Consider the following 20,296-nt stretch of genomic DNA (forward strand, 5'->3'; position numbering starts at 1 on the left):
GATATACAAAAAACGTGTAAAATATGTAAAGGTTAAAATCAATAATATCTAAGTCCTTTCTTCTCATTTTTAATATATTTGCACTACAAAATAATAACGCAAATAATTATGAAAAGGCTTTTAACTTTCTTTTTTTTCATTTGTACTGCGACTATATCTGTAGTGGCAAATAATGGGGTGAATGGTTATGTAATTGATTTGACATGTACGGTTATAGATCCAAGACCTACACCTGTCACTCGTGCACCTCAAGCAATGCCGATTGTTAGTGTTGAAGGAAATACATTGTTTTTAAATAATAGCTTTTTTCAAGATATAGTTGTTCAAATACAAGATAATCAAGGAGATATTGTTTATTGTGTAAATGTACCATATGGAATAAATTCTATTGCAATTCCAACATCACTATCAGATGGAGAATATCAACTGTTTTTGAAAACGTCAACGCAAATATATGAAGGGACTCTAATACTATAATAAGTATTCTTCAGAATATGTAAATAGTACGCATCATTTGGTAGAAACCAGTAGTTGTATAATGAACAGTGAAATGATGATAAATAGTTATTCGCTCGGTTTATAAGCTTTCAAAACTGGTGATAACATAGACTTACTTAACCTATATATATATATACATTTAAAAAGTGAATATTCTGGCAGGAAGTGATGAAAATCCTTTCTGTCGGATATTTTTTTAAATGGAAACAGCTGTTTCTTTTTATAACTTTGTTTTGTATAAATACATGAGCAATAAATAGACTAAGATAAAAAAATGAAATTAAGAATGATTTTATGCACCTCCATTTTGATGGCGATGTTATCTTCTTGTAGTGAAGATGAAAAAATAGACAACAGACCACAGACAAAGCAGACTGTAAAAACGGACTCCGTTAAGGCTGACAGTACTAGTGGTTCTTTGGACTGGTCTCATCTAGAAAACGTGAAGCCATTAGACTATAATTTTTCTACAGCGCGCATACCTGTGTACGATGTAAGTTATAATAATATTTATGTAGGTAACATATTATACGTAGATGCATCGACATTACAATCCCCTAAATTTGTTAGTGGTATTAATTATTTGGAAAAGTTAGATATAATGTGTGAATATGATGCAAACTTTTTATCAGTAACAGACCTGCCGTCTTATGAAGTTACCCATAATATAATAAATAAACTTCCTAATGATTTTGAACAAAACCAAGTTTTTAGTACCTCATCTCCAGAAAAACTAAACTCTCTTAAAGCTCTTCATTTTTATAGTGAAGCCAAATTTGGAATGCCTTTGGATGAAGTCATCTTCTCAGATGGATATAAAAATCATTTAAACGATAATCGTAAATTCCAGCTTTATAGGCTTTATCAGAGTGTCTGTCAAGTGTTCATGGATTATCCTAAGGGTAAACTGTTAAGCAATAATTTTTCTGATGAAGAGAAGACTAATATGGGGATTATTAGTGATATTAATATTGGCAAAACGGCCTATATGATTATTGACAGTGATAATAATTGTGTGATTATCACGTTCGAATCTGATGGCAAAGCTATTATTACTAGAGGTGGGATAGATCTTAAATCATCTTTCTCAACATTATTCAACCAACAGAAATTAAGAATGATTGATTATAATATTCTGAGGCTTTCTGATTATGCAATAGCTGAATTAAAATACCATGTAGATATGCGTTGATTGCATTTCTCTACCAGAAAAAGTTTTTTTAATGTCATTAATGTCACTTTGTCACAACCCCTTTGTTTATAAGGGATGAACGAGTGACATTAAGTGACATTATCGGGATAAAAGTGGCATTAAACTGCAAATCATACCTACTTTTTGCGTTTTTTTTCGCAATTATGCTATTTACAAAAATGGTTCATCCGACAAATTGGTTGAACTAAGCATATAATACTTTTTCAAGTCACTTTGTATTGCCATATTTTTTTTGTCGAGTTTTTAATGCTGTTTCCTACATGTTTTTGCGAAACACATTGTTATACAATATGTTAGCTAATGTATATAAGTCCGTTCTTATACATTTTAGGGAGTGATTAGGCCCTAATCACTCTATTGTCCTACATGCTTTGCAGAGTGATTAGGGTCTAATCACTCAAAGACGCACCGAAAAAGGCGATTTTATTTTTGTTGTGCTTCATACATTTACTTATAATAGGATTTGACTATAAACAATCACAGTTATACTTACTGACTCACTATACATTTTGTTAAGCTGTTACTGATAATCATTATTGTTTCAGAAATCCTTTACTGAAAAGGTTGGCATATCAAAATGCCATATAAATTCGTTTGTTTTTAAAATTTATTTACAAATAGGAACGACATTTCTAGATATATAATTCTCAAGAAAGGCATTGCTGTGATTTGTGTTACTGCCAGAGACACGGCTTAATGGCGTGACTAAAAAAGCGATTTTGGTATTGTGGTTTGATCAAATTCCATCGTTTTAGGTACAAATACGTGCTTATAATGTAGGAACAATGTAGGAAAGATGTAGGAAAATGCACTCTTATACATTAGGTAAACAATTGATAGGTAGGTGCTTAAGTCAAAAATGTAGGTAATGTAGGTAACTTTTCTTTTTTTTCAGGAATCTTTTTCTAGTTAAAGGATAAAACTCTCCATAAATAACCCTTGTTTGTAAGTCGTTTCACACTTGCTCTATTAAAAACTAAACTTTTAATTACCTTGATTTTATTGGCGCTTTTTCATGATTTCCTTAACTCTTTGCGCAAAATAAAAAGCATTTAAGGAATATATAATATCATTATATCTATCAACCGATTTGTCGGATGAACCACTAAAATGTATATTTGTACTTATAAAGTTTTATTCATAAAATAAAAAAAAGCGAGATTAAGTAATCTCGCTTAGTATCTTTAGATCTTCATCTGTTGTAGCCCATGAAGTTACAAAACGGCAAACGAAATTCTTTGCGTCATAAGGCTCCCAATGAGTAAACATAACTTGTTGTTCAAGTTCTATCATCTTATCATTTGGAACTATGACAAACTGCTGATTAGTTGGTGAGTCAAGAAAGAACTTATAGCCCTTTTTCGCAAACAACTGCTTCATCTTTTCTGCCATTTCAATTGCATGTTTTGAAATATCAAGATAAAGGTTGTCGGTAAACAATGCATCAAACTGTATGCCGATAAGTCTGCCTTTAGCCATTAATGCCCCATGCTGCTTTATCGTAGTGAAGAAATGCTTTGGTGCTTTATTCGGGAATACTACAGCTTCTCCGCACAATGCTCCAACCTTTGTTCCGCCAATGTAGAATACATCACAATGTGAAGCAATGAATTTGAGGTCAATATCACTTTTAAGCGACATTATTCCATAGCCCATTCTGGCTCCGTCAATAAACAAGTGGAGTCCGTGCTCTTTACAAACTTTGTATATATTGCTTATTTCTTCTGCTGAATATATAGTACCGTATTCTGTAGGATAAGTAATATATACCATTCCTGGCTGCGCAAGATGTTCTGTGCTTTCATCATTCACAAACCAGTTCATGTAATCACTTAATTCCTTTGCGCTCATCTTGCCATCATGGGCAGGAAGGTCAATTACCTTATGACCTGTAAATTCAACGGCTCCAGCCTCATGAATGTTGATGTGTCCTGTCTTTGCCGAAATAACAGCTTCGTAGCTTTGTAGCATACCATCAATCACAGTCATGTTGGTCTGTGTTCCTCCGCTAAGGAAATAAATCTCAGCTTCTGGTGCATTGCATACATTGCGGATCTTTTCTTTAGCTGAATCGCTCCATTCGTCGAATCCGTAAGTAAGGCTTTGTTTAGAGTTTGTCTCTAGCAAGTGCTGCAAAACTTTTGGGTGAGCACCGTTATTATAGTCACATTCAAAAGATATCATATAATCATTCTTATTATTATAAACTTTCAAGCATACGCTTAATTACAACCTCTGCACTAATCTCACGATTGGCAGCTTCTGGTATAACTAAACTATGGTCGCTTTCTATTACATCATCAGTAACGATAAGTCCTCTTCTAACAGGCAGACAATGCATGAAATAACCATTATTGGTCCAGCTCATGTGTTCAGTGTCTACAGTCCAAGAAGGGTCACTGTTGATAATCTTTCCGTAATCAGCAGGATTGGTTACACCAGGACAACTCCAGTTCTTCGCATAGATAAAATCAGCATTATCAAAAGCCTTTTTCTGGTTGTATTCAATCTTTGCGTTACCAGCAAATTTCGGGTCAAGTTCGTATCCCTCTGGGTGAGTGATTACAAAATCCACATCTGCAGCATTCATCCATTGTGCAAAACTATTTGGAACAGCTTGTGGAAGACTCTTACAATGAGGAGCCCAAGAAAGAACAACTTTAGGACGAGTTGTTTGCTTATATTCCTCAATAGTGAAGAGGTCGGCAAAAGCTTGCAAAGGGTGAACTGTTGATGTCTCCATTGCAAAAACTGGGCGTCCGCTGTATTTCACGAATTGGTTTACAATTGTTTCAGCATAATCATAATCTCTGTCGCTAAGCCCTGCAAATGAACGGATGCCGATGATATCGCAATAGCTTCCCATTACAGGGATGGCCTCAAGAAGATGTTCACTCTTGTCTCCGTCCATAATCACTCCACGTTCCGTTTCTAGTTTCCATGCACCTGCATTGACATCAAGCACAATCACGTTGACGCCAAGATTCATCGCTGCTTTTTGAGTTGACAGACGTGTTCGCAATGAATTATTAAAGAATATCATCAGCAAGGTCTTATTCTTGCCGAGTTCTTGATAACCGAAACGGTTGTTTTTTATTTCTTTTGCCTCAGCCAAAGCATCGTTAAGATTCCCGAGGTCTTCTACATTAAAAAAAGTCTTCATATTCTATTGATTTTATGATCTTATCTGTCCGTGTCCCTCAATAATCCATTTGTAGGTTGTTATTTCCTCAAGTGCCATTGGCCCACGTGCCCCCAACTTCTGAGTACTGATGCCTATCTCTGCTCCAAGTCCGAACTGCGAACCGTCTGTGAAACTTGTTGGAACATTTATGTAAACGCAAGCAGCATCAACCAATGTCTGGAATTTGTGCTGTGCCTCAGTGTCTTCAGATATGATACACTCACTGTGTCCGCTGCCGTATTTGGAAATATGCTGAATTGCTTCATCAAGAGAATCGACGGTTTTGATACCCATTTGCATGCTTAACCATTCTGTATCCCAGATGTCTTCATTTATTTCTTTCAGAAGAGATTCTGGATAGTGTCCGATTAAAGCGTTGAATGCTTTTTCGTCAGCATGGATAAGCACTTTGTTCTCAGCAAGTTTACTACATATTTCAGGCAAGTAGTTCAACCTGTTACTGTTTATAATAAGAGTATCTAAAGAATTGCAGACACTGCATCTGCGACATTTGGCATTATTGATAATGTCTTTGGCAATGCCAACGTCTCCACTTTCATCAAAGTAGCAGTGAACAACTCCTGCACCAGTTTCTATAACAGGAATCTTAGCAGTGTCGCGTACAAAGTTAATCAGTCGCTTACTTCCTCGTGGAATGCATAAATCTATGTATCCTACCGCTGTAAGCATTTCGGCAGTAGCTTCATGAGTAGCTGGTAGTAATTCCACCACAGAAGTATTGATATTGAATTTCCTTAGTACTTCGTGTATAATTCTGATTGCAGCCTTGTTGGATTCATCTGCATCTTTGCTACCTTTCAAAATACAAGCATTGCCGCTTTTGAAACAAAGTGAAAATACATCGAAAGTCACGTTAGGGCGAGCTTCATAAATCATTCCAATCACACCAAACGGTACACTTATCCTACGCAAATGAAGTCCATTGTCAAGCGTTTTCTCTTTTAGAATCTTTTCTAAAGGAGAGGGGAGTGTGCTAACGTGTCTCATGTCGGCAGCAATATCGTGCAGACGTATTTCATTGAGTTGAAGGCGGTCGTACATAGAATCGTCTTTGTCCATGCGAGCCAAATCAAGTGCGTTGTCTGCTATCAGCTGCGGAATATTGTTTTCAATACCGTCGGCAACAGCCAATAGTATATCATTGCGCTTCTCGTCGCTGATGGTAGCGAGCGTCTTGCTTGCTTCCTTTACTCTCTTGAATGTATTTGTAAGTTCCATAGCTGTTTACTGTTCCATGTACAAATAATCATAGTGTATAAGAGGTTTTAAGTCGTGTACGCCGATATTTTCCTTTGCTTCAGAAGCCGAATATCCGCTTCTGCCTACGGCGATAATGTCGTTGTTGCTTCCCACTACATTTATAATATCGTTCTCCTCAAAGTCACCTTCAATAGAAGTTACTCCGACAAGCAAAAGACTCACCGCTTTGTCACCTTTCAGAGCATCTTCGGCATTCTTGTTTATATGAATAATGCCCTTTGCGAAACTCTCGCTATGAGCAATCCACTTCTTAACCTGCGATGCAGGGTTTGGATTAGGACGGAATTCCGTGTGCATAGTCTCTTGAGGCTTTGTGGCTATGTCTATAAGAATATTGTTTGTCTTTCCGTTTGCGATAATAACCCTTATACCTTCTTCGGCTACTTTCTTAGCTATATTCGTCTTTGTAATCATACCACCGCGTCCGAATCCGCTTTTGCTATCTTGAATGTATTCGCCAAGATCACGGTCATAGTTAACCAACGGTATAACTCGCGTGTTAGAGCTCTTAGGATCACCGTTGAAAATGCCGTCTACATTGCTCAGAATAATTAATGTGTCAGCATCCATCATAGAGGCGATAAGTCCAGACAGTTCGTCATTATCAGTAAACATCAACTCGGTAACACTCACTGTGTCGTTCTCGTTTACAATAGGAATAACATTGTTTTCAAGCATTACCGTCATGCAAGCACGTTGATTCAGATACTCACCACGAGTGGAAAAACTATCTTTCATGGTGAGCACCTGACCTACATGCATGTTGTATTCACGAAACAAATCGTAGTAAAGTCCAACGAGTTTCACCTGACCTATTGCCGAATAAAGCTGTCTTTGCCCCACAGAATCCAGTTTGCGATTGACTTTAAGTTCATCACGACCGCAAGCCATTGCTCCCGAAGAAACAAGGATTACCTCAAAGCCGTTGCGCTTCATCCATACAATCTGGTCTACTATGGCAGACATCCTCGTGACATCAAGTTTTCCATCGTCGCGGGTAAGCACGTTGCTACCCACCTTTACTACAATTCTTTTCATGTTGTCTCTATCTCTATATCTATTGTTTATTGTCCTTTTGCCGAATTTCAACTCGACGAATCTTGCCAGAAATTGTCTTTGGCAATTCATCAACAAACTCAATGATACGAGGGTATTTGTAAGGAGCAGTCTCATGCTTCACATGATCCTGTAATTCCTTTATCAAGTCGTCGCCGGCTTTATCCTTGTATTCATCTGAAAGTACGACTGTTGCTTTGACCACCATACCACGTATTGGGTCTGGTACACCTGTTATTGCACATTCTACAACGGCAGGATGAAGCATCAGTGCATTCTCTACCTCGAACGGGCCTATACGATAACCAGAACTCTTTATTACGTCGTCTGTGCGACCAACAAACCAAAAGTAACTGTCCTGATCTCTCCAAGCCATGTCTCCTGTGTGATAAACACCGTCGTGCCATGCTTCTTTGGTTCTTTCCTCGTCACGGTAATAACCCTTAAACAATCCTAAAGGTTTCTCATCACCTATGAGTATGCATATTTCGCCCTTCTCACCGTCTTCACATTCCGTGCCGTCAGGTCTTAATAGTCTTACGTCGTATTGAGGATTAGGTTTACCCATAGAACCTGGTCTTGGTTCTACCCAAGGGAATGTGCCTAATGTCATCGTTGTCTCGGTCTGTCCGAATCCCTCGTATATAGTAACTCCAGTCAGTTCCTTGAACTTGTCTGCAACAGAAGGATTCATTGCTTCTCCAGCTGTTGTGCACCATTCCAAACTGCTCAAGTCATATTTTGAGAAGTCCTCACGTATGATGAAACGATAAATGGTAGGTGGTGCACAGAAAGAAGTGATGTGATATTTTTCAATCTGTCTCATTATCTTCTCTGCTGTAAATTTCTCATGATCATATACGAATACAGCAGCACCCGCAAACCATTGTCCGTAGAGTTTACCCCATACAGCTTTACCCCAACCTGTATCAGCAACAGTAAGATGAAGGCTATTTTCGTTTAGATTATGCCAAAAAACTCCTGTTGTTAGGTGTCCGAGTGCATATAGATAATCATGAGCAACCATCTTTGGTTCGCCACTTGTTCCGCTGGTGAAATACATCAGCATAGTGTCCTCGTTGGTGTTCACGTTTTCTGGGCGTTTGAATTCAGGAGCATTTATCCATTCCTTATGCCAGTCGTGGAATCCTTCTGGTATAGGTTTATCATATTCTGACATTGAATTTACTGCTACAAGCAGTTTCACGGATGGACTTTCAGACATTGCGCTTTGAATCTGTGTCGTTACATATTCGTCGTTAGCACATATAATTGCCTTTATGCTCGCACTCTCGTTGCGATAGATAATATCTTGCTTTGTCAGCATGTGAGTAGCAGGAATAGCAATAGCGCCTATTTTGCACAAAGCCATCATTGATAGCCACCACTGATAATGTCGTTTCAGAATAAGCATCACTTTATCACCTCTGCCTATTCCTAGGCTCATGAGATAAGCTGCAGTGCGATCTGTTTGTTCCTTAAATTCCTTAAAGGTTGTTCTTACTTCTTCGCCACGCTCGCTTGTCCATAGTAGAGCAAGTTTATCTGGCCTTTCCTCAGCCAAAGCGTCCATTACATTATATGCGAAGTTAAAATTCTCGGGTATTTTGAAATGCAGATTCTTTTCGAAGTCTTCTTCAGACACGAACGAAGTCTGTGTTAAAAATCTTTCTAACATTTTCTAATTCTTATTTAGTTTACAACACAAAGAAATTTAGCCGGTTCATTTTCCAGCGCTCTCATGCAGTGAGGTACTTTAGCATCAAAGTAGATGCTATCACCTTTTTTAAGAACTAGAACTTTCTCGTCGATAGTGAGTTCCAACACGCCTTCAAGTACAAAGTCAAATTCCTGACCGTCGTGCGTGTTCTTATTATTTTTCTTGTTTCCTGGCATTGGATCTACCTGCACGAGGAATGGATCCATTTTCCTTCCTTTGAATCCGCTTGCAAGAGTCTGATACATGTATTTGTCTCCACGATCAATTTCGGGAGCCTGTTTGTCTCTTGTAAGATAGTAACTGTTCATGCGTGGTTCTTCTCCGAAAAGGAGAACATCCAAGTCAATTCCGTAACGTTTTGAAATTTTTGATAGTCGATAGACTGAAGGGTCAGCTTCGCCAGCCTCAATCTTTAAGTAGTGCTCAACGGTTATTCCGCAGAGTTTTGCAACTTCTTCTTTAGGAATGTTTAGCACATCGCGAAGACCTCTCAGTCTCTCTCCAATTTGTTTTATTGATTCTTCCATAATTAATGGGTTGATAATTTCGTTACGCCAAAATTACGAAAACTTTTGCTATTAATGTATTTCAAGAGCGTTTAATTTCCAAGCAATGCCAATTAAAGTTTTAATTATGCTCAAATGCTCATGAATGTGCAATCTTTTATTGCCTTATATTCTATTTAAGACCAGCCTTCAGTCCACGAATCACAGCACTTGTAAATCCAGCGTGTTCCATTTCGTTTAGTCCCTTAATGGTTAGTCCACCAGGTGTTGTAACTTTGTCGATTTCTGCTTCTGGGTGATTACCATTAGCTTGAAGTAGTTCTACTGCTCCTTTTACCGTCTGCAACACTATGTCTTTGGCAATGTCAGCCTTAAATCCAAGTTCAACTCCACCCTCAGAAGCAGCCCTAAAATATCTCATTGCATATGCAATACCGCAACTTGCTAGTGTTGTTCCTGCACCAAGATGCTGTTCATCGGTAAGATAAGTCTGTCCAACATTATCAAATATACCTTTCACCATGTTTGTCTGCTCATCACTGGCATTACATGGTACAATGAAAGTCATACTAGCTTTTACTGCTATTGCTATGTTTGGAATTATCTGGAATATAGCTGGTTTTTCTTCACCCTTTGCAGCCCATTCAAACAGTTGTGCGGAAGAAATTGCAGCAGCCATGTTAATAATAATCTGCTTTTTGTAATCAAGTATAGGTTTAATTTCTTCTATTACTTTTTCTACAAGCCAAGGTTTCACTACAATAGCCACGATGTCTGCGTCTATAGCGGCAACCGTGTTGTCTGTAGTTATGCTTGCGCCCATAGAGGCGAATTTCTCAAGTTTGTCTGTATGTGGGTTCGCAACGGTAATGTCGGCTGCATTTATGCTGTCGCTTTTCAGCAATCCTTCAGCAAATGCTCCACCCATTGCGCCAGCGCCAATTATTGATATTTTCATGATGTTCCTATAATTCGTTTAACACTGTTTCAAAACGTTGTATGAAGTCATCCACATTGTCTCTTGTGAGACATAATGGTGGCAGAATTCTTAAAATGTCGGTTGATGCGCAACCTGTGAAACAATGCTGCTCGTAGATTAGTTTGTTTCTTACTTCCTTATGCGGAATATCAAGAACAACACCAACCATAAGACCTTGTCCGCGTACACTCTTGATATGTGTTGTACGTTGCTGAAGCTGTTTAAGTTCATCCATGAGATATTCACCCACTAAGTGAGCATTTTCAACAAGTCCTTCGTTCTCAAACACGTCTAGTACAGCAAGAGCTGCTGTACATGCCAGGTGGTTACCTCCGAAAGTGGTTCCAAGTTGTCCGTAGACAGGTTCAAAGTCTGGTGATATAAGTATACCGCCCATTGGAAATCCGTTGCCGATACCTTTGGCTACAGATATTATGTCAGGACGAATACCCAGCCATTGATGAGCGAAGAATTTTCCACTTCGTCCGTAGCCGCATTGTATTTCGTCACAAATAAGTATAGAGCCGTATTTTTTGCAGGCTTTCTGCAATCCCTGTGCAAATTCAGGCGTAACCATGTTAACGCCACCTACACCCTGAATACATTCTAATATACATGCACATACATCACCTTTTGCTAGTTCTTTTTCCCACGCTTCAAGGTCGTTGAGTGGAAGAAACGTGACATGATTATTATCGTTTATTGGAGCTATGATTTTCGGATTGTTAGTCACCTCCACGGCTAGAGATGTTCGTCCGTGAAAAGCCTTCTCAAAAGAGAGCACACGCTTGCGACCGTTTTTAAAAGAAGCTAGTTTCAATGCGTTCTCGTTGGCTTCTGCACCGCTGTTGATAAGGAAAAACTGATAGTCTTCATATCCGCTTATCTTTCCAAGTCGTTCAGCCAGTTCCACTTGTAACTTGTTAATTACAGAGTTGCTGTAGAAACCAAGAGTATTAAGCTGCTTTGTCATCATCTCAACGTAGTGAGGATGGCAGTGCCCGATACTGATTACGGCATGTCCACCGTAAAGATCAAGATATTCCTGACCTTTGTCGTCCCAAACATTTACTCCTTTACCTTTGACTATATTTATGTCAAAAAGCGGATACACATCAAATAATTTCATATTTTTCTCTCCTTATATTAAAATGCAGAAGGCTTTAGTTTCAAGCCTGTCGTCTGGTCAATGCCAAACATAATATTCATATTCTGTACAGCCTGTCCAACAGCGCCTTTCAATAGATTATCTATGCAGGATGTAACTAGCAATTTATTATCAATCTTTTCGCAGTGCACTAGGGCCTTGTTGGTGTTTACGACCTGCTTTAGATCTAGTGGCTTGTCTACATAATGCGTAAATTTTGCATTCTTGTAGAATTCCTTATATCCATTTACAATCGTGTCGATATCAACATCAGTCTTTATGACTTCAGTTGCAAAAATTCCTCTAGCAAAATCGCCACGATAGGGGATGAAGTCAATGCTAGCATCAAGATAGCTTTGTACTTGCTTTAAGCTTTCCCTTATTTCGGGTATATGTTGATGTTTAAAGGCTTTGTATATGCTTATGTTGTTGTTACGCCAAGAAAAATGAGTAGTTGATCCTGGCTTTTGTCCAGCTCCAGTGCTGCCTGTTATGGCATTCACTGCTACATCATCGTTTATTAATTGCATATTTGCAGCTGGAAGTAGTCCCAACTGTATGCAAGTTGCGAAGCATCCTGGATTAGCTACATGATTTGCATGTGCAATCTTATTTTCATTTATTTCAGGAAGTCCGTAAACGAAGTCATGAGATTTGGAAGTTGGATGCTGTGTGTGAACATTATTCTCAGGGTGTAATCTAAAGTCCTGTGCTAAGTCAATCACCTTTACTCCTTCAGGAATATCATGCTCGCTCATGTAGGCTTCACTTTTTCCGTGTCCAAAACAGAAAAATACTACGTCAACTTTATCAAAATCTGTTTCTGCAGTAAACTCTAAGTCTGTTTCTCCATATAATCCTTCATGAACGTCGGCAACAAGGTTACCGGCATTACTTTCACTGTTGTCAAAAACAATTTTAGCCTCAGGGTGATTTAGCAGAAGGCGAATAAGTTCGCCTCCTGTATAGCCTGCAGCTCCAAGTATTCCAATTCTAATCATATCTAATATTTCCTAGGTACAATCAACCATGCAATTATGTACAGAATCACACCGCTGAAAATTGTTGTTACGGTGAAAAACGCATACACAAGTCTTACTAATGTGGGGTCAAGGTCAAAAAACTCTGCTATTCCACCACATACTCCAGCAATAACACGATCGCTTGAACGATAAATTTTTCTTTCGTTTGACATACTTCTTTTCTTTTTATGTTTATTTTTATTATAGACGTTTGATTAATTAGAAAAGTTGCAGTCATATACTTTATTTATATAAATAATCTCGCTTGAGGTAGATATTATCTCATTTCGTCTGGATGCATCCCGTAGTAAACTCTTAAAGGAGTGGAACTTACCTTTATAAATCCCTTTGCATCTTCGGCTGTCCATCCGTGCTGCATTTCTCCATACTCTCCCAGTTTAGACTTTGTTAGGTCATCTTTTGAGTCTATTCCCACGGTTTGGAAACCATAAGGACGTAGTTTTAGGATTGCTGTACCGTTAACGTTGCGTTGTGATGATATCATCATAGCCTCTATGTCTGGCATTACTGGTTCTAGATATTGGCTCTCGTGTAGGAACATTCCATACCAATTGCCTATCTGGTCTTTCCAATATTGCTGCCATTTACTCAAAGTGCTTTTTTCTAGCAATCTGTGAGCTTCAATTATAAGTTTAGGGGCTGCTGCTTCAAAACCAACACGTCCTTTAATTCCGATAATTGTATCGCCAACATTACAATCTCTGCCAATAGCATAAGCTGCACCAATTTCTTCAATTTTTTGGATTGCCTGTATCTTGTCAGAGAATATTTCTCCGTTTACGGCTGTAATCTCACCTTTCTCGAAAGTAATTTTTAGTTCGCTCTCATCTTCATTTGTAACATGTTTCAGATAAGCTTCTTCAGGAAGCCCCTGTGTTGGATCAAGAATTTCGCCACCACATATACTTGTTCCCCAAATTCCAACGTTGTAGCTGTATTTAAGTTTGGTAAAGTCGGCAAAGAAGCCATGCTCGTTCAGATAGTCCACTTCTTCCTTTCTGCTTAAAGCCTTGTCACGTGTCAGTGTGATAATCTCTACACCTGGTGCCATTACTAGGAACGTCATATCGAAACGTATCTGGTCGTTACCAGCACCGGTGCTGCCATGGGCTATTGCGTCAGCACCAATCTCGTTGGCATATCTTGCTGTAGCGATAGCTTGAAAAATACGCTCAGAACTTACTGATATGGGGTAGCAGTTGTTACGCATTACATTACCGAAAATCATGTATTTAAGACTTTTCTCGTAATATTCGTTCGTAACGTCAAGTGTGATATATTTCACGGCGCCCAACTTATATGCGTTTTCTTCATTGCTCTTCAGTTGTTTTTCGCTGAAACCGCCTGTGTTTGCGCATGCTGCATAAACGTCCCATCCGTCTTGGGTGAGTTTCATAACTGTATATGATGTGTCAAGGCCTCCTGAAAAGGCGACAACTACTTTCTTTTTTGCCATAATTCTTTACTTTAATAATCAGTCATTTATATTCTTGATTCTCTCCAATACGTCTGCTGGAAGCTTTGCGGGTAAATCCCGTTCTGGGTCGAAGAGCATAGCTGTACAAATACAGTAACGACGATTTGTGCGGTGTAGCACGTCGGAGTTTATACATCCCTCGCATCCTCTCCAGAAACTCTCGTCATCTGTAAGGTCATTGAATGTGACAGGAAGATATCCGAGTTGTGTATTCATCTTCATTACAGCTGAACCGCTTGTAAGAGAGAATATCTTTGCGTGTGGCCATCGCTTTCTAGCTAAAGTGAATGTTACATTCTTGATTTTTTTTGCAAGTCCAAGACCACGAAAGTCAGGATGGACTATCAATCCTGATGTTGTTACATATTGTTTGTTTCCCCAGGTCTCAATATAACTGAACCCTGCAAACTTATCACCTTGGAGGGCAATAACCGCTTTGGTTTCCCTCATCTTTGTTGCAACGTATTCTGGTGAACGCTTAGCGATACCAGTTCCGCGCACTTTAGCTGCTTCCGCAATAGTTTCTAGTATGATGTCGACGTACTTGATATGGCTTTCGTCGGCAACCATCACCTTGATTTCTTCCATTTCTTTACTCTTCTGTATTCATTTCCCATACTGATTTATGTTCAGTGGGATCATCATGTTTTGGTCTCTTTCTTCTTAGAGACTTATAATTCCGTTAAGACTCTCTTTAACATCTTCTGGAGTTGCGCCTTCTTTTATTACTATAAATATGGTATCGTCGCCAGCAATAGTTCCGATAATCTGTGGAATATCGCTACTATCTATATTATATGCGATACTACTGGCATAACCAGGGCGTGTCTTGATAATACCCATATTACCAGAAAAGTTAATAGAAACAAATCCTGGAGTTTGCATCATCTCTGTTGGTGACAATGGCTTGTGTATGCGTTTGTACATTGTTTCATTTGGCAGTACGTAGACATATTTGCCATTCATGCTTGCTGCTTTTGCAACTTTCAACTGCTTGAGGTCTCGGCTCAATGTAGCCTGGGTTAGAAGGAATCCCTCAACTTTGAGTGCCTGCAACACTTCTTCCTGATTACTTAGCTCCTTACTTGAAATGAGCATCTTCAGGGCTTCTAATCTGCTAGCTTTTACTTTCATAACGTGTATTTTTATTCAACTTTATGTTTGCAAATATACAACTTTATGTATTAACTTCCAAATAAATTTGCATAAAAATAATGTAAAGGGTGCTATTTTGTCATTTTTAGTCGCTTTTTAGACATAAATATACACGCATATTGTATATTTACACTTGTAATAGTTATGCATTATTCGTATAATGCCATCTAAATTATCTCTTTTCTCACAAGTTATCTTTTGTATTAATTATTAAGCTAATTCTTATCATTCCTTCTAATAAAAAATCAGTATCACTTGTTAAAAGCATTTTAATAAATGGTATAAATATAGTTTATAGCGTACTTTGTAGGGTAGATAGCATTGCATAAAAATAGGGAGAATGTTTAAACACTCTCCCTATTTTTATTTAATACCTAAGTTAATCTTAGGTTGGATAATTCTTAAATGTATCTTTATATAATAAAGTGAAAAATTTGTCTTATGAATATCTTAGGATTTGTCCTGGGCGTACGTGAGATTTTGAACTTAAGTGGTTCAGCTGGCAAATCTTATCAATACTAACACCACGTTTTTTAGAAATAGACTGTATTGTTTCACCAGCCTTAACCTTGTGATAGAGTATTTCAGCACTGTTTTCCTTAATATGCCCACTATATCTGCCTGGTTCGCCATCCTGTACTAGATCACGTGTGTAGCCACCGTTTCCAATCTTACCACGAATACGTGTAGCATCAGCAGATTCTCTGTCGTATGTATTTGAATTATAAACGAAATAGTCTCCTGTAACATCCTGATTGCGGAAATCAAACATTAATGCAGGATTAAGAGCAACTCCACATAGACGAGTTTCAAAGTGTAGGTGTGAACCGGTACTTCTACCCGTATTTCCACCTAATCCAATAACTTCTCCTGCTCTTACTGTCTGGTTTTCGGAAACTAGTTGCTCTGAAAGATGTCCGTAAATAGTTTCCAATCCGTTAGGGTGCCTAATAACAATGTATTTTCCATAGCCTGCGGCTTCGTATCTAACAATTCTTACTTTTCCGCTGAATGCAGCGCGAATAGAGTCACCGATATAAACCTTTATGTCAAGTCCCTTATGTGGGCGTCCCCAACGGCTTCCGAAGTTGCTTGTTACAACTCTACTTGGGGTAGGCATACAAAAATGTCTTAAATCAATTTTAAAAGAATCAGGCATTTCAGTTCTGTGATGTGCGTATCTGTTGTCCCAATCATTATATAAGTCTGCTGCTGGGGACTGAACTTTTTCTCGTTCAATAATACTCTTCAATGCCAATGTGTCCACTGCTTTCAACTTGCGGTCTATCGGAGCCTGACGTGCCAAGAGGTCTTGACCGTGGGATGGTATTGCCGTTAGCGCAAACAATGCGACTATATAAAATTTACTAATATTCTTTTTTAAATTCATAATCTGATTCTTAGGTTTAAAACCAATGATGGATCAATAAAAATTAATCCAAATGGAATTAACGATGTACGGAAAATGAGCACCGTTAAATATCAAAAGCGTTACAAAGATAACAAAAATATTGCAAAGTTGTTTCTCTATTAACGTATTTTATTGCACTTTTAACAATCTGTTTGCTACCGTTGGATAGCAATTCAGCCCCCTAAGAATCAATGTATGCTACGATATTGCAGCCCAATTCACATTAGTTTTTCTTAACTCTTTTAGTCTGTTCCAAAGCATTTTGTATTCTACTTTTTCACATGTGGGGTCATTATCTATTATTTTTTGAGCCTCATCACGTGCCATTTGCACTATCTGACCATCACGAGCGATGTCTGCTATTTTAAGATCGAAAGCTATTCCGCTTTGCTGTGTTCCTTCAAGATCTCCAGGACCACGTAGCTTTAAGTCAGCTTCTGCAATTCTGAATCCATCGTTTGTGTCGCACATAATGTCTATTCGCTTGCGCGTTTCCTCACTAAGTTTGTAACTTGTTACGAGAATGCAGAAAGACTGTTTTGCACCACGACCAACGCGTCCACGAAGCTGATGTAGTTGAGAAAGTCCGAATCTTTGTGCATCAAGAATTACCATTACCGATGCGTTGGGAACATTTACTCCCACTTCGATAACCGTTGTCGCAACAAGAATTTGAGTATTCCCGTTTACGAATTTGCGCATTTCTTCTTCCTTCTCTTTAGATTTCATCTTGCCATGCACCTTGCTTATATTGAACTCTGGAAATATTTCTTTAAGCGATTCATAACCGTTTTCCAGATTCTTGAGGTCGGTCTTCTCATTTTCTTTGATCAAAGGAAATACGATGTAAACCTGTCTTCCTTGGTTAATCTGTTGGCGTATTCCACTATACAGACTTGTCATCTGTGTGTCAAATTTGTGCGTTGTTATTATAGGCTTTCTTCCTGGTGGAAGCTCATCTATTACGCTCACGTCAAGATCACCATAGATGGTCATAGCCAAAGTCCTAGGAATTGGGGTTGCAGTCATGACTAGCATGTGTGGAGGATTCTCGCTTTTAGCCCATAGTCTAGCCCTTTGTGCCACTCCGAAACGATGTTGCTCATCGACGATAGCTAAGCCGAGATGTGCGAATTGCACAGTATCTTCTATCACAGCGTGTGTTCCAATAAGTATTTTCACATCGCCGTTTACTAATCCTTCTAAAACATTTTTTCGTTTTTTTCCTTTGACGATTCCTGTAAGAAGTTCCACGCGGATGTCCATTCCTGCAAGAAATTCCTTTATGGTATTGAAGTGTTGTTCAGCTAGTATTTCGGTAGGTGCCATAATGCACGTCTGAAAATTGTTGTCAATAGCGATAAGCATTGAGAGTAGGGCTACTAATGTTTTACCTGATCCAACGTCACCTTGCAACAGTCTGTTCATCTGTCTTCCACCAGCCATGTCAGCTCGAATCTCGTGCATCACCCTTTTTTGGGCTCCTGTGAGTTCAAACTTCAGATTATTCTTGTAAAAATAGTTGAAATTGCTGCCTACGTGTTGGAATATGTAACCACGATATTTGCGACGATGGTCACTTGCATATCTTAATATGTTGAGTTGAACATAAAACAGTTCCTCGAATTTCAGTCTTAATTGTGCATGTTGCAGTTCGCCAATGCTCTTTGGATAATGGATGTCCCTGAAAGCATTTTCACGTCCGAGAAGATGTAACGGTACGGTTATGAATGGTGGAAGTGTTTCAGGCAAAGAACCTTCAGGAATTTTAGCAATCAGTGTTTTTGTTATTTTTTCTATTGCACGGCTTGTCATTCCGCAGTTCTTCATCTTCTCTGTAGTAGAGTAATATGGTTGCATTCCCATTTCAGAAAGCTGCAGATCCTCTGTCTTTTCTATCTCTGGGTGAGCAAACTGATATCGTCCACCATATACTGTGGGCTTGCCGAACACAATGTATTCAATGCCAACCTTATATGTCTTATATATATATTGTGTGCCGCGAAACCATACTAAGTCAACAACTCCATGACCGTCGGAGAAATGAGCCACGATGCGCTTTCGTCTAGCACCCATTGCAAATTCCTCAAAACTAAGTATTCTTCCCTTTATCTGAACGAAAGGCATTGCACCGTTAAGTTCGTTAATATGATATATCTTGCTGCGATCCACATATTTATATGGATAGCATTCCAGAAGGTCACGCCACGTTGCAATATTAAGTTCTTTACTCAATATATCTTTTCGTTTCGGACCCACTCCGGGCAGATACATTATGTCTTGATCTAGAATACCAGTCAAAATATATATATATTATTTTTGTTGTGCTTTCAACAAAGCCTCTGCAACGATGATGTCAAAAGGCGTTGTGATCTTAATGTTTTCTCGGTTTCCTTCTACCATTGTGGCTTGGCAGCCAAGAGACTCCACGACTGATGCATCATCTGTAAATGACTCTTGATAATCAGCATTGTATGCTTGCTTCAGCAGTTGTATGTCAAACACCTGTGGCGTTTGAACTACCCTATAGTCGCTACGCATAACATTCTTCCCACCACCTTGCTTATCCACATATCTTATAGTGTCAGTAACAGGAAGTACAGGAATCGCAGCGAAGTCGTCTCTTGCCGTTTCAAAACAATTGTCAATGACCTCTTTTGATACGAAAGGTCTCACTCCATCGTGAATACCTGTAACTCCAATTTCTTCGTCAGGAATTGCAGCCAGTCCGTTTCGTGAAGAGTCAAAGCGAGTTTCACCACCGTTAACAATTGTGTGGTTTACTTCAAAGCTGTGTTCTATGCACAGTTGCTTCCAATATTCCTGCTGGCTTTGCGGAAGAACAAGAATGATTCCTAATTCAGAATTGTATTCGTGAAATTTCTCAATTGTGCGCATGAGGATAGGTTTACCACCTATAGGAATAAACTGTTTTGGAATATCAGTTCCCATCCTCATGCCTTTGCCTCCTGCAACGATAATAATGTAATCCATCGCTTACTTATTCATTAAGTGGGCGTATTGCATCTTCTCCTGTAGGTCTTCGGTTGCCTTTTCGCCAACGAAGAAGCTAAGAATCTTATAAGCGTATGGCAATGTTGCTGCAGGTCCTTCACCAGTGATTATATTACCATCTATCTGGAACAGTTCTGCTGTATAATGTGCATCAATCATATATTTCTGAAAGCCTGGTGAGCATGTTGCTTTTTTATTTTTTAGTAGTCCCAATCCTCCAAGTACCATTGGGGCGGCACATATAGCACCTATTCGTTTACCTTTTGCATTTTGTTCAAGCAAAGCCTTTTTCAACAGTTTATGATTGTTGAGGTTTGTTGCCCCAGGCATTCCTCCGGGCAAAAGCATCATGTCGGCATCGTCGAAGTTGCTAATGTCTTCAAATTTCAAGTCAGCCTTGATTGTGACTCCATGAGAAGTCTCAACAAGTTCACTACCCGTAATACTTACGGTTTTAATGTCCACACCGCCTCTTCTGAGGATGTCAACAGGAGCCAGTCCTTCGATTTCTTCGAAGCCGTCTGCCAAAAATTCATATACTTTTGCCATAGTTCTTAATTATTTTCTTTATATTTGCAAAAATAATAATAAAAATTGAAACAACAAAATAT

19 protein-coding genes are annotated in these 20,296 nt (G+C 38.7%); 2 read left to right on the forward strand and 17 right to left on the reverse strand.

Annotated features, from left to right (window positions below; genetic code table 11):
* Positions 1–108 precede the first annotated feature (108 nt).
* Positions 109–477 carry a DUF3244 domain-containing protein gene (locus prwr041_RS07330; RefSeq protein WP_207153181.1) on the forward strand — a complete coding sequence of 123 codons (369 nt, stop codon included), beginning with the start codon at positions 109–111 and terminating at the stop codon, positions 475–477.
* A 307-nt stretch (positions 478–784) separates the two neighbouring features.
* The gene (locus tag prwr041_RS07335; RefSeq protein WP_207153182.1) at positions 785–1,690 is read left to right on the forward strand and encodes a hypothetical protein; all 906 of its coding nucleotides are present in this window, start codon (positions 785–787) and stop codon (positions 1,688–1,690) included.
* Positions 1,691–2,872: 1,182 nt separating this feature from the next.
* Here prwr041_RS07335 and prwr041_RS07340 read toward each other — a convergent pair.
* The 17 genes from prwr041_RS07340 to prwr041_RS07420 form a co-directional block, all read right to left on the reverse strand.
* Positions 2,873–3,895 (reverse strand): threonine aldolase family protein, encoded by a 1,023-nt coding sequence (locus tag prwr041_RS07340; RefSeq protein ID WP_207153183.1) that lies wholly within the window; start codon positions 3,893–3,895, stop codon positions 2,873–2,875.
* Between the two features lie 16 nt (positions 3,896–3,911).
* Positions 3,912–4,874: a Rossmann-fold NAD(P)-binding domain-containing protein gene (locus tag prwr041_RS07345; RefSeq protein ID WP_207153184.1), complete on the reverse strand. Its 963-nt coding sequence runs from the start codon at positions 4,872–4,874 to the stop codon at positions 3,912–3,914.
* Positions 4,875–4,886: 12 nt separating this feature from the next.
* Positions 4,887–6,134, reverse strand: coding sequence for a glutamate-5-semialdehyde dehydrogenase (locus prwr041_RS07350; RefSeq protein ID WP_207153185.1), 1,248 nt, complete (start codon positions 6,132–6,134; stop codon positions 4,887–4,889).
* A 6-nt stretch (positions 6,135–6,140) separates the two neighbouring features.
* The gene (gene proB, locus prwr041_RS07355; protein ID WP_207153186.1) at positions 6,141–7,214 is read right to left on the reverse strand and encodes a glutamate 5-kinase; all 1,074 of its coding nucleotides are present in this window, start codon (positions 7,212–7,214) and stop codon (positions 6,141–6,143) included.
* Between the two features lie 19 nt (positions 7,215–7,233).
* Positions 7,234–8,910 (reverse strand): AMP-binding protein, encoded by a 1,677-nt coding sequence (locus prwr041_RS07360; RefSeq protein ID WP_207153187.1) that lies wholly within the window; start codon positions 8,908–8,910, stop codon positions 7,234–7,236.
* Between the two features lie 14 nt (positions 8,911–8,924).
* Positions 8,925–9,479 carry a helix-turn-helix domain-containing protein gene (locus tag prwr041_RS07365; protein ID WP_207153188.1) on the reverse strand — a complete coding sequence of 185 codons (555 nt, stop codon included), beginning with the start codon at positions 9,477–9,479 and terminating at the stop codon, positions 8,925–8,927.
* 151 nt (positions 9,480–9,630) lie between these two features.
* A complete protein-coding gene (locus prwr041_RS07370; protein ID WP_207153189.1) occupies positions 9,631–10,416 on the reverse strand; it encodes a pyrroline-5-carboxylate reductase family protein in 786 nt (261 codons plus the stop codon).
* Between the two features lie 7 nt (positions 10,417–10,423).
* Positions 10,424–11,566: an aspartate aminotransferase family protein gene (locus tag prwr041_RS07375; RefSeq protein WP_207153190.1), complete on the reverse strand. Its 1,143-nt coding sequence runs from the start codon at positions 11,564–11,566 to the stop codon at positions 10,424–10,426.
* A gap of 17 nt (positions 11,567–11,583) precedes the next feature.
* On the reverse strand, positions 11,584–12,585 hold the full coding sequence (gene argC, locus prwr041_RS07380; protein ID WP_207153191.1) for an N-acetyl-gamma-glutamyl-phosphate reductase: 1,002 nt from the start codon (positions 12,583–12,585) through the stop codon (positions 11,584–11,586).
* Between the two features lie 2 nt (positions 12,586–12,587).
* Positions 12,588–12,779, reverse strand: a complete 192-nt coding sequence (locus prwr041_RS07385; RefSeq protein ID WP_018464339.1) for a PspC domain-containing protein — start codon at positions 12,777–12,779, stop codon at positions 12,588–12,590.
* A gap of 104 nt (positions 12,780–12,883) precedes the next feature.
* A complete protein-coding gene (locus tag prwr041_RS07390) occupies positions 12,884–14,083 on the reverse strand; it encodes an argininosuccinate synthase (protein ID WP_207153192.1) in 1,200 nt (399 codons plus the stop codon).
* A gap of 18 nt (positions 14,084–14,101) precedes the next feature.
* Positions 14,102–14,692: a GNAT family N-acetyltransferase gene (locus prwr041_RS07395; protein WP_207153193.1), complete on the reverse strand. Its 591-nt coding sequence runs from the start codon at positions 14,690–14,692 to the stop codon at positions 14,102–14,104.
* A 75-nt stretch (positions 14,693–14,767) separates the two neighbouring features.
* Entirely contained in the window at positions 14,768–15,238 is a 471-nt protein-coding gene (locus prwr041_RS07400) for an arginine repressor (RefSeq protein WP_207153194.1), read from the reverse strand.
* A gap of 460 nt (positions 15,239–15,698) precedes the next feature.
* The gene (locus tag prwr041_RS07405) at positions 15,699–16,649 is read right to left on the reverse strand and encodes a peptidoglycan DD-metalloendopeptidase family protein (protein ID WP_207153195.1); all 951 of its coding nucleotides are present in this window, start codon (positions 16,647–16,649) and stop codon (positions 15,699–15,701) included.
* Positions 16,650–16,868: 219 nt separating this feature from the next.
* Positions 16,869–18,971, reverse strand: coding sequence for an ATP-dependent DNA helicase RecG (gene recG / locus prwr041_RS07410; RefSeq protein ID WP_207153196.1), 2,103 nt, complete (start codon positions 18,969–18,971; stop codon positions 16,869–16,871).
* 12 nt (positions 18,972–18,983) lie between these two features.
* On the reverse strand, positions 18,984–19,664 hold the full coding sequence (locus prwr041_RS07415) for a 2-C-methyl-D-erythritol 4-phosphate cytidylyltransferase (protein ID WP_207153197.1): 681 nt from the start codon (positions 19,662–19,664) through the stop codon (positions 18,984–18,986).
* Positions 19,665–19,667: 3 nt separating this feature from the next.
* Positions 19,668–20,234: a DJ-1 family glyoxalase III gene (locus prwr041_RS07420; RefSeq protein WP_207153198.1), complete on the reverse strand. Its 567-nt coding sequence runs from the start codon at positions 20,232–20,234 to the stop codon at positions 19,668–19,670.
* Positions 20,235–20,296 lie beyond the last annotated feature (62 nt).

Origin of the sequence: Prevotella herbatica, assembly GCF_017347605.1 — a bacterium.
GTDB lineage: Bacteria > Bacteroidota > Bacteroidia > Bacteroidales > Bacteroidaceae > Prevotella > Prevotella herbatica.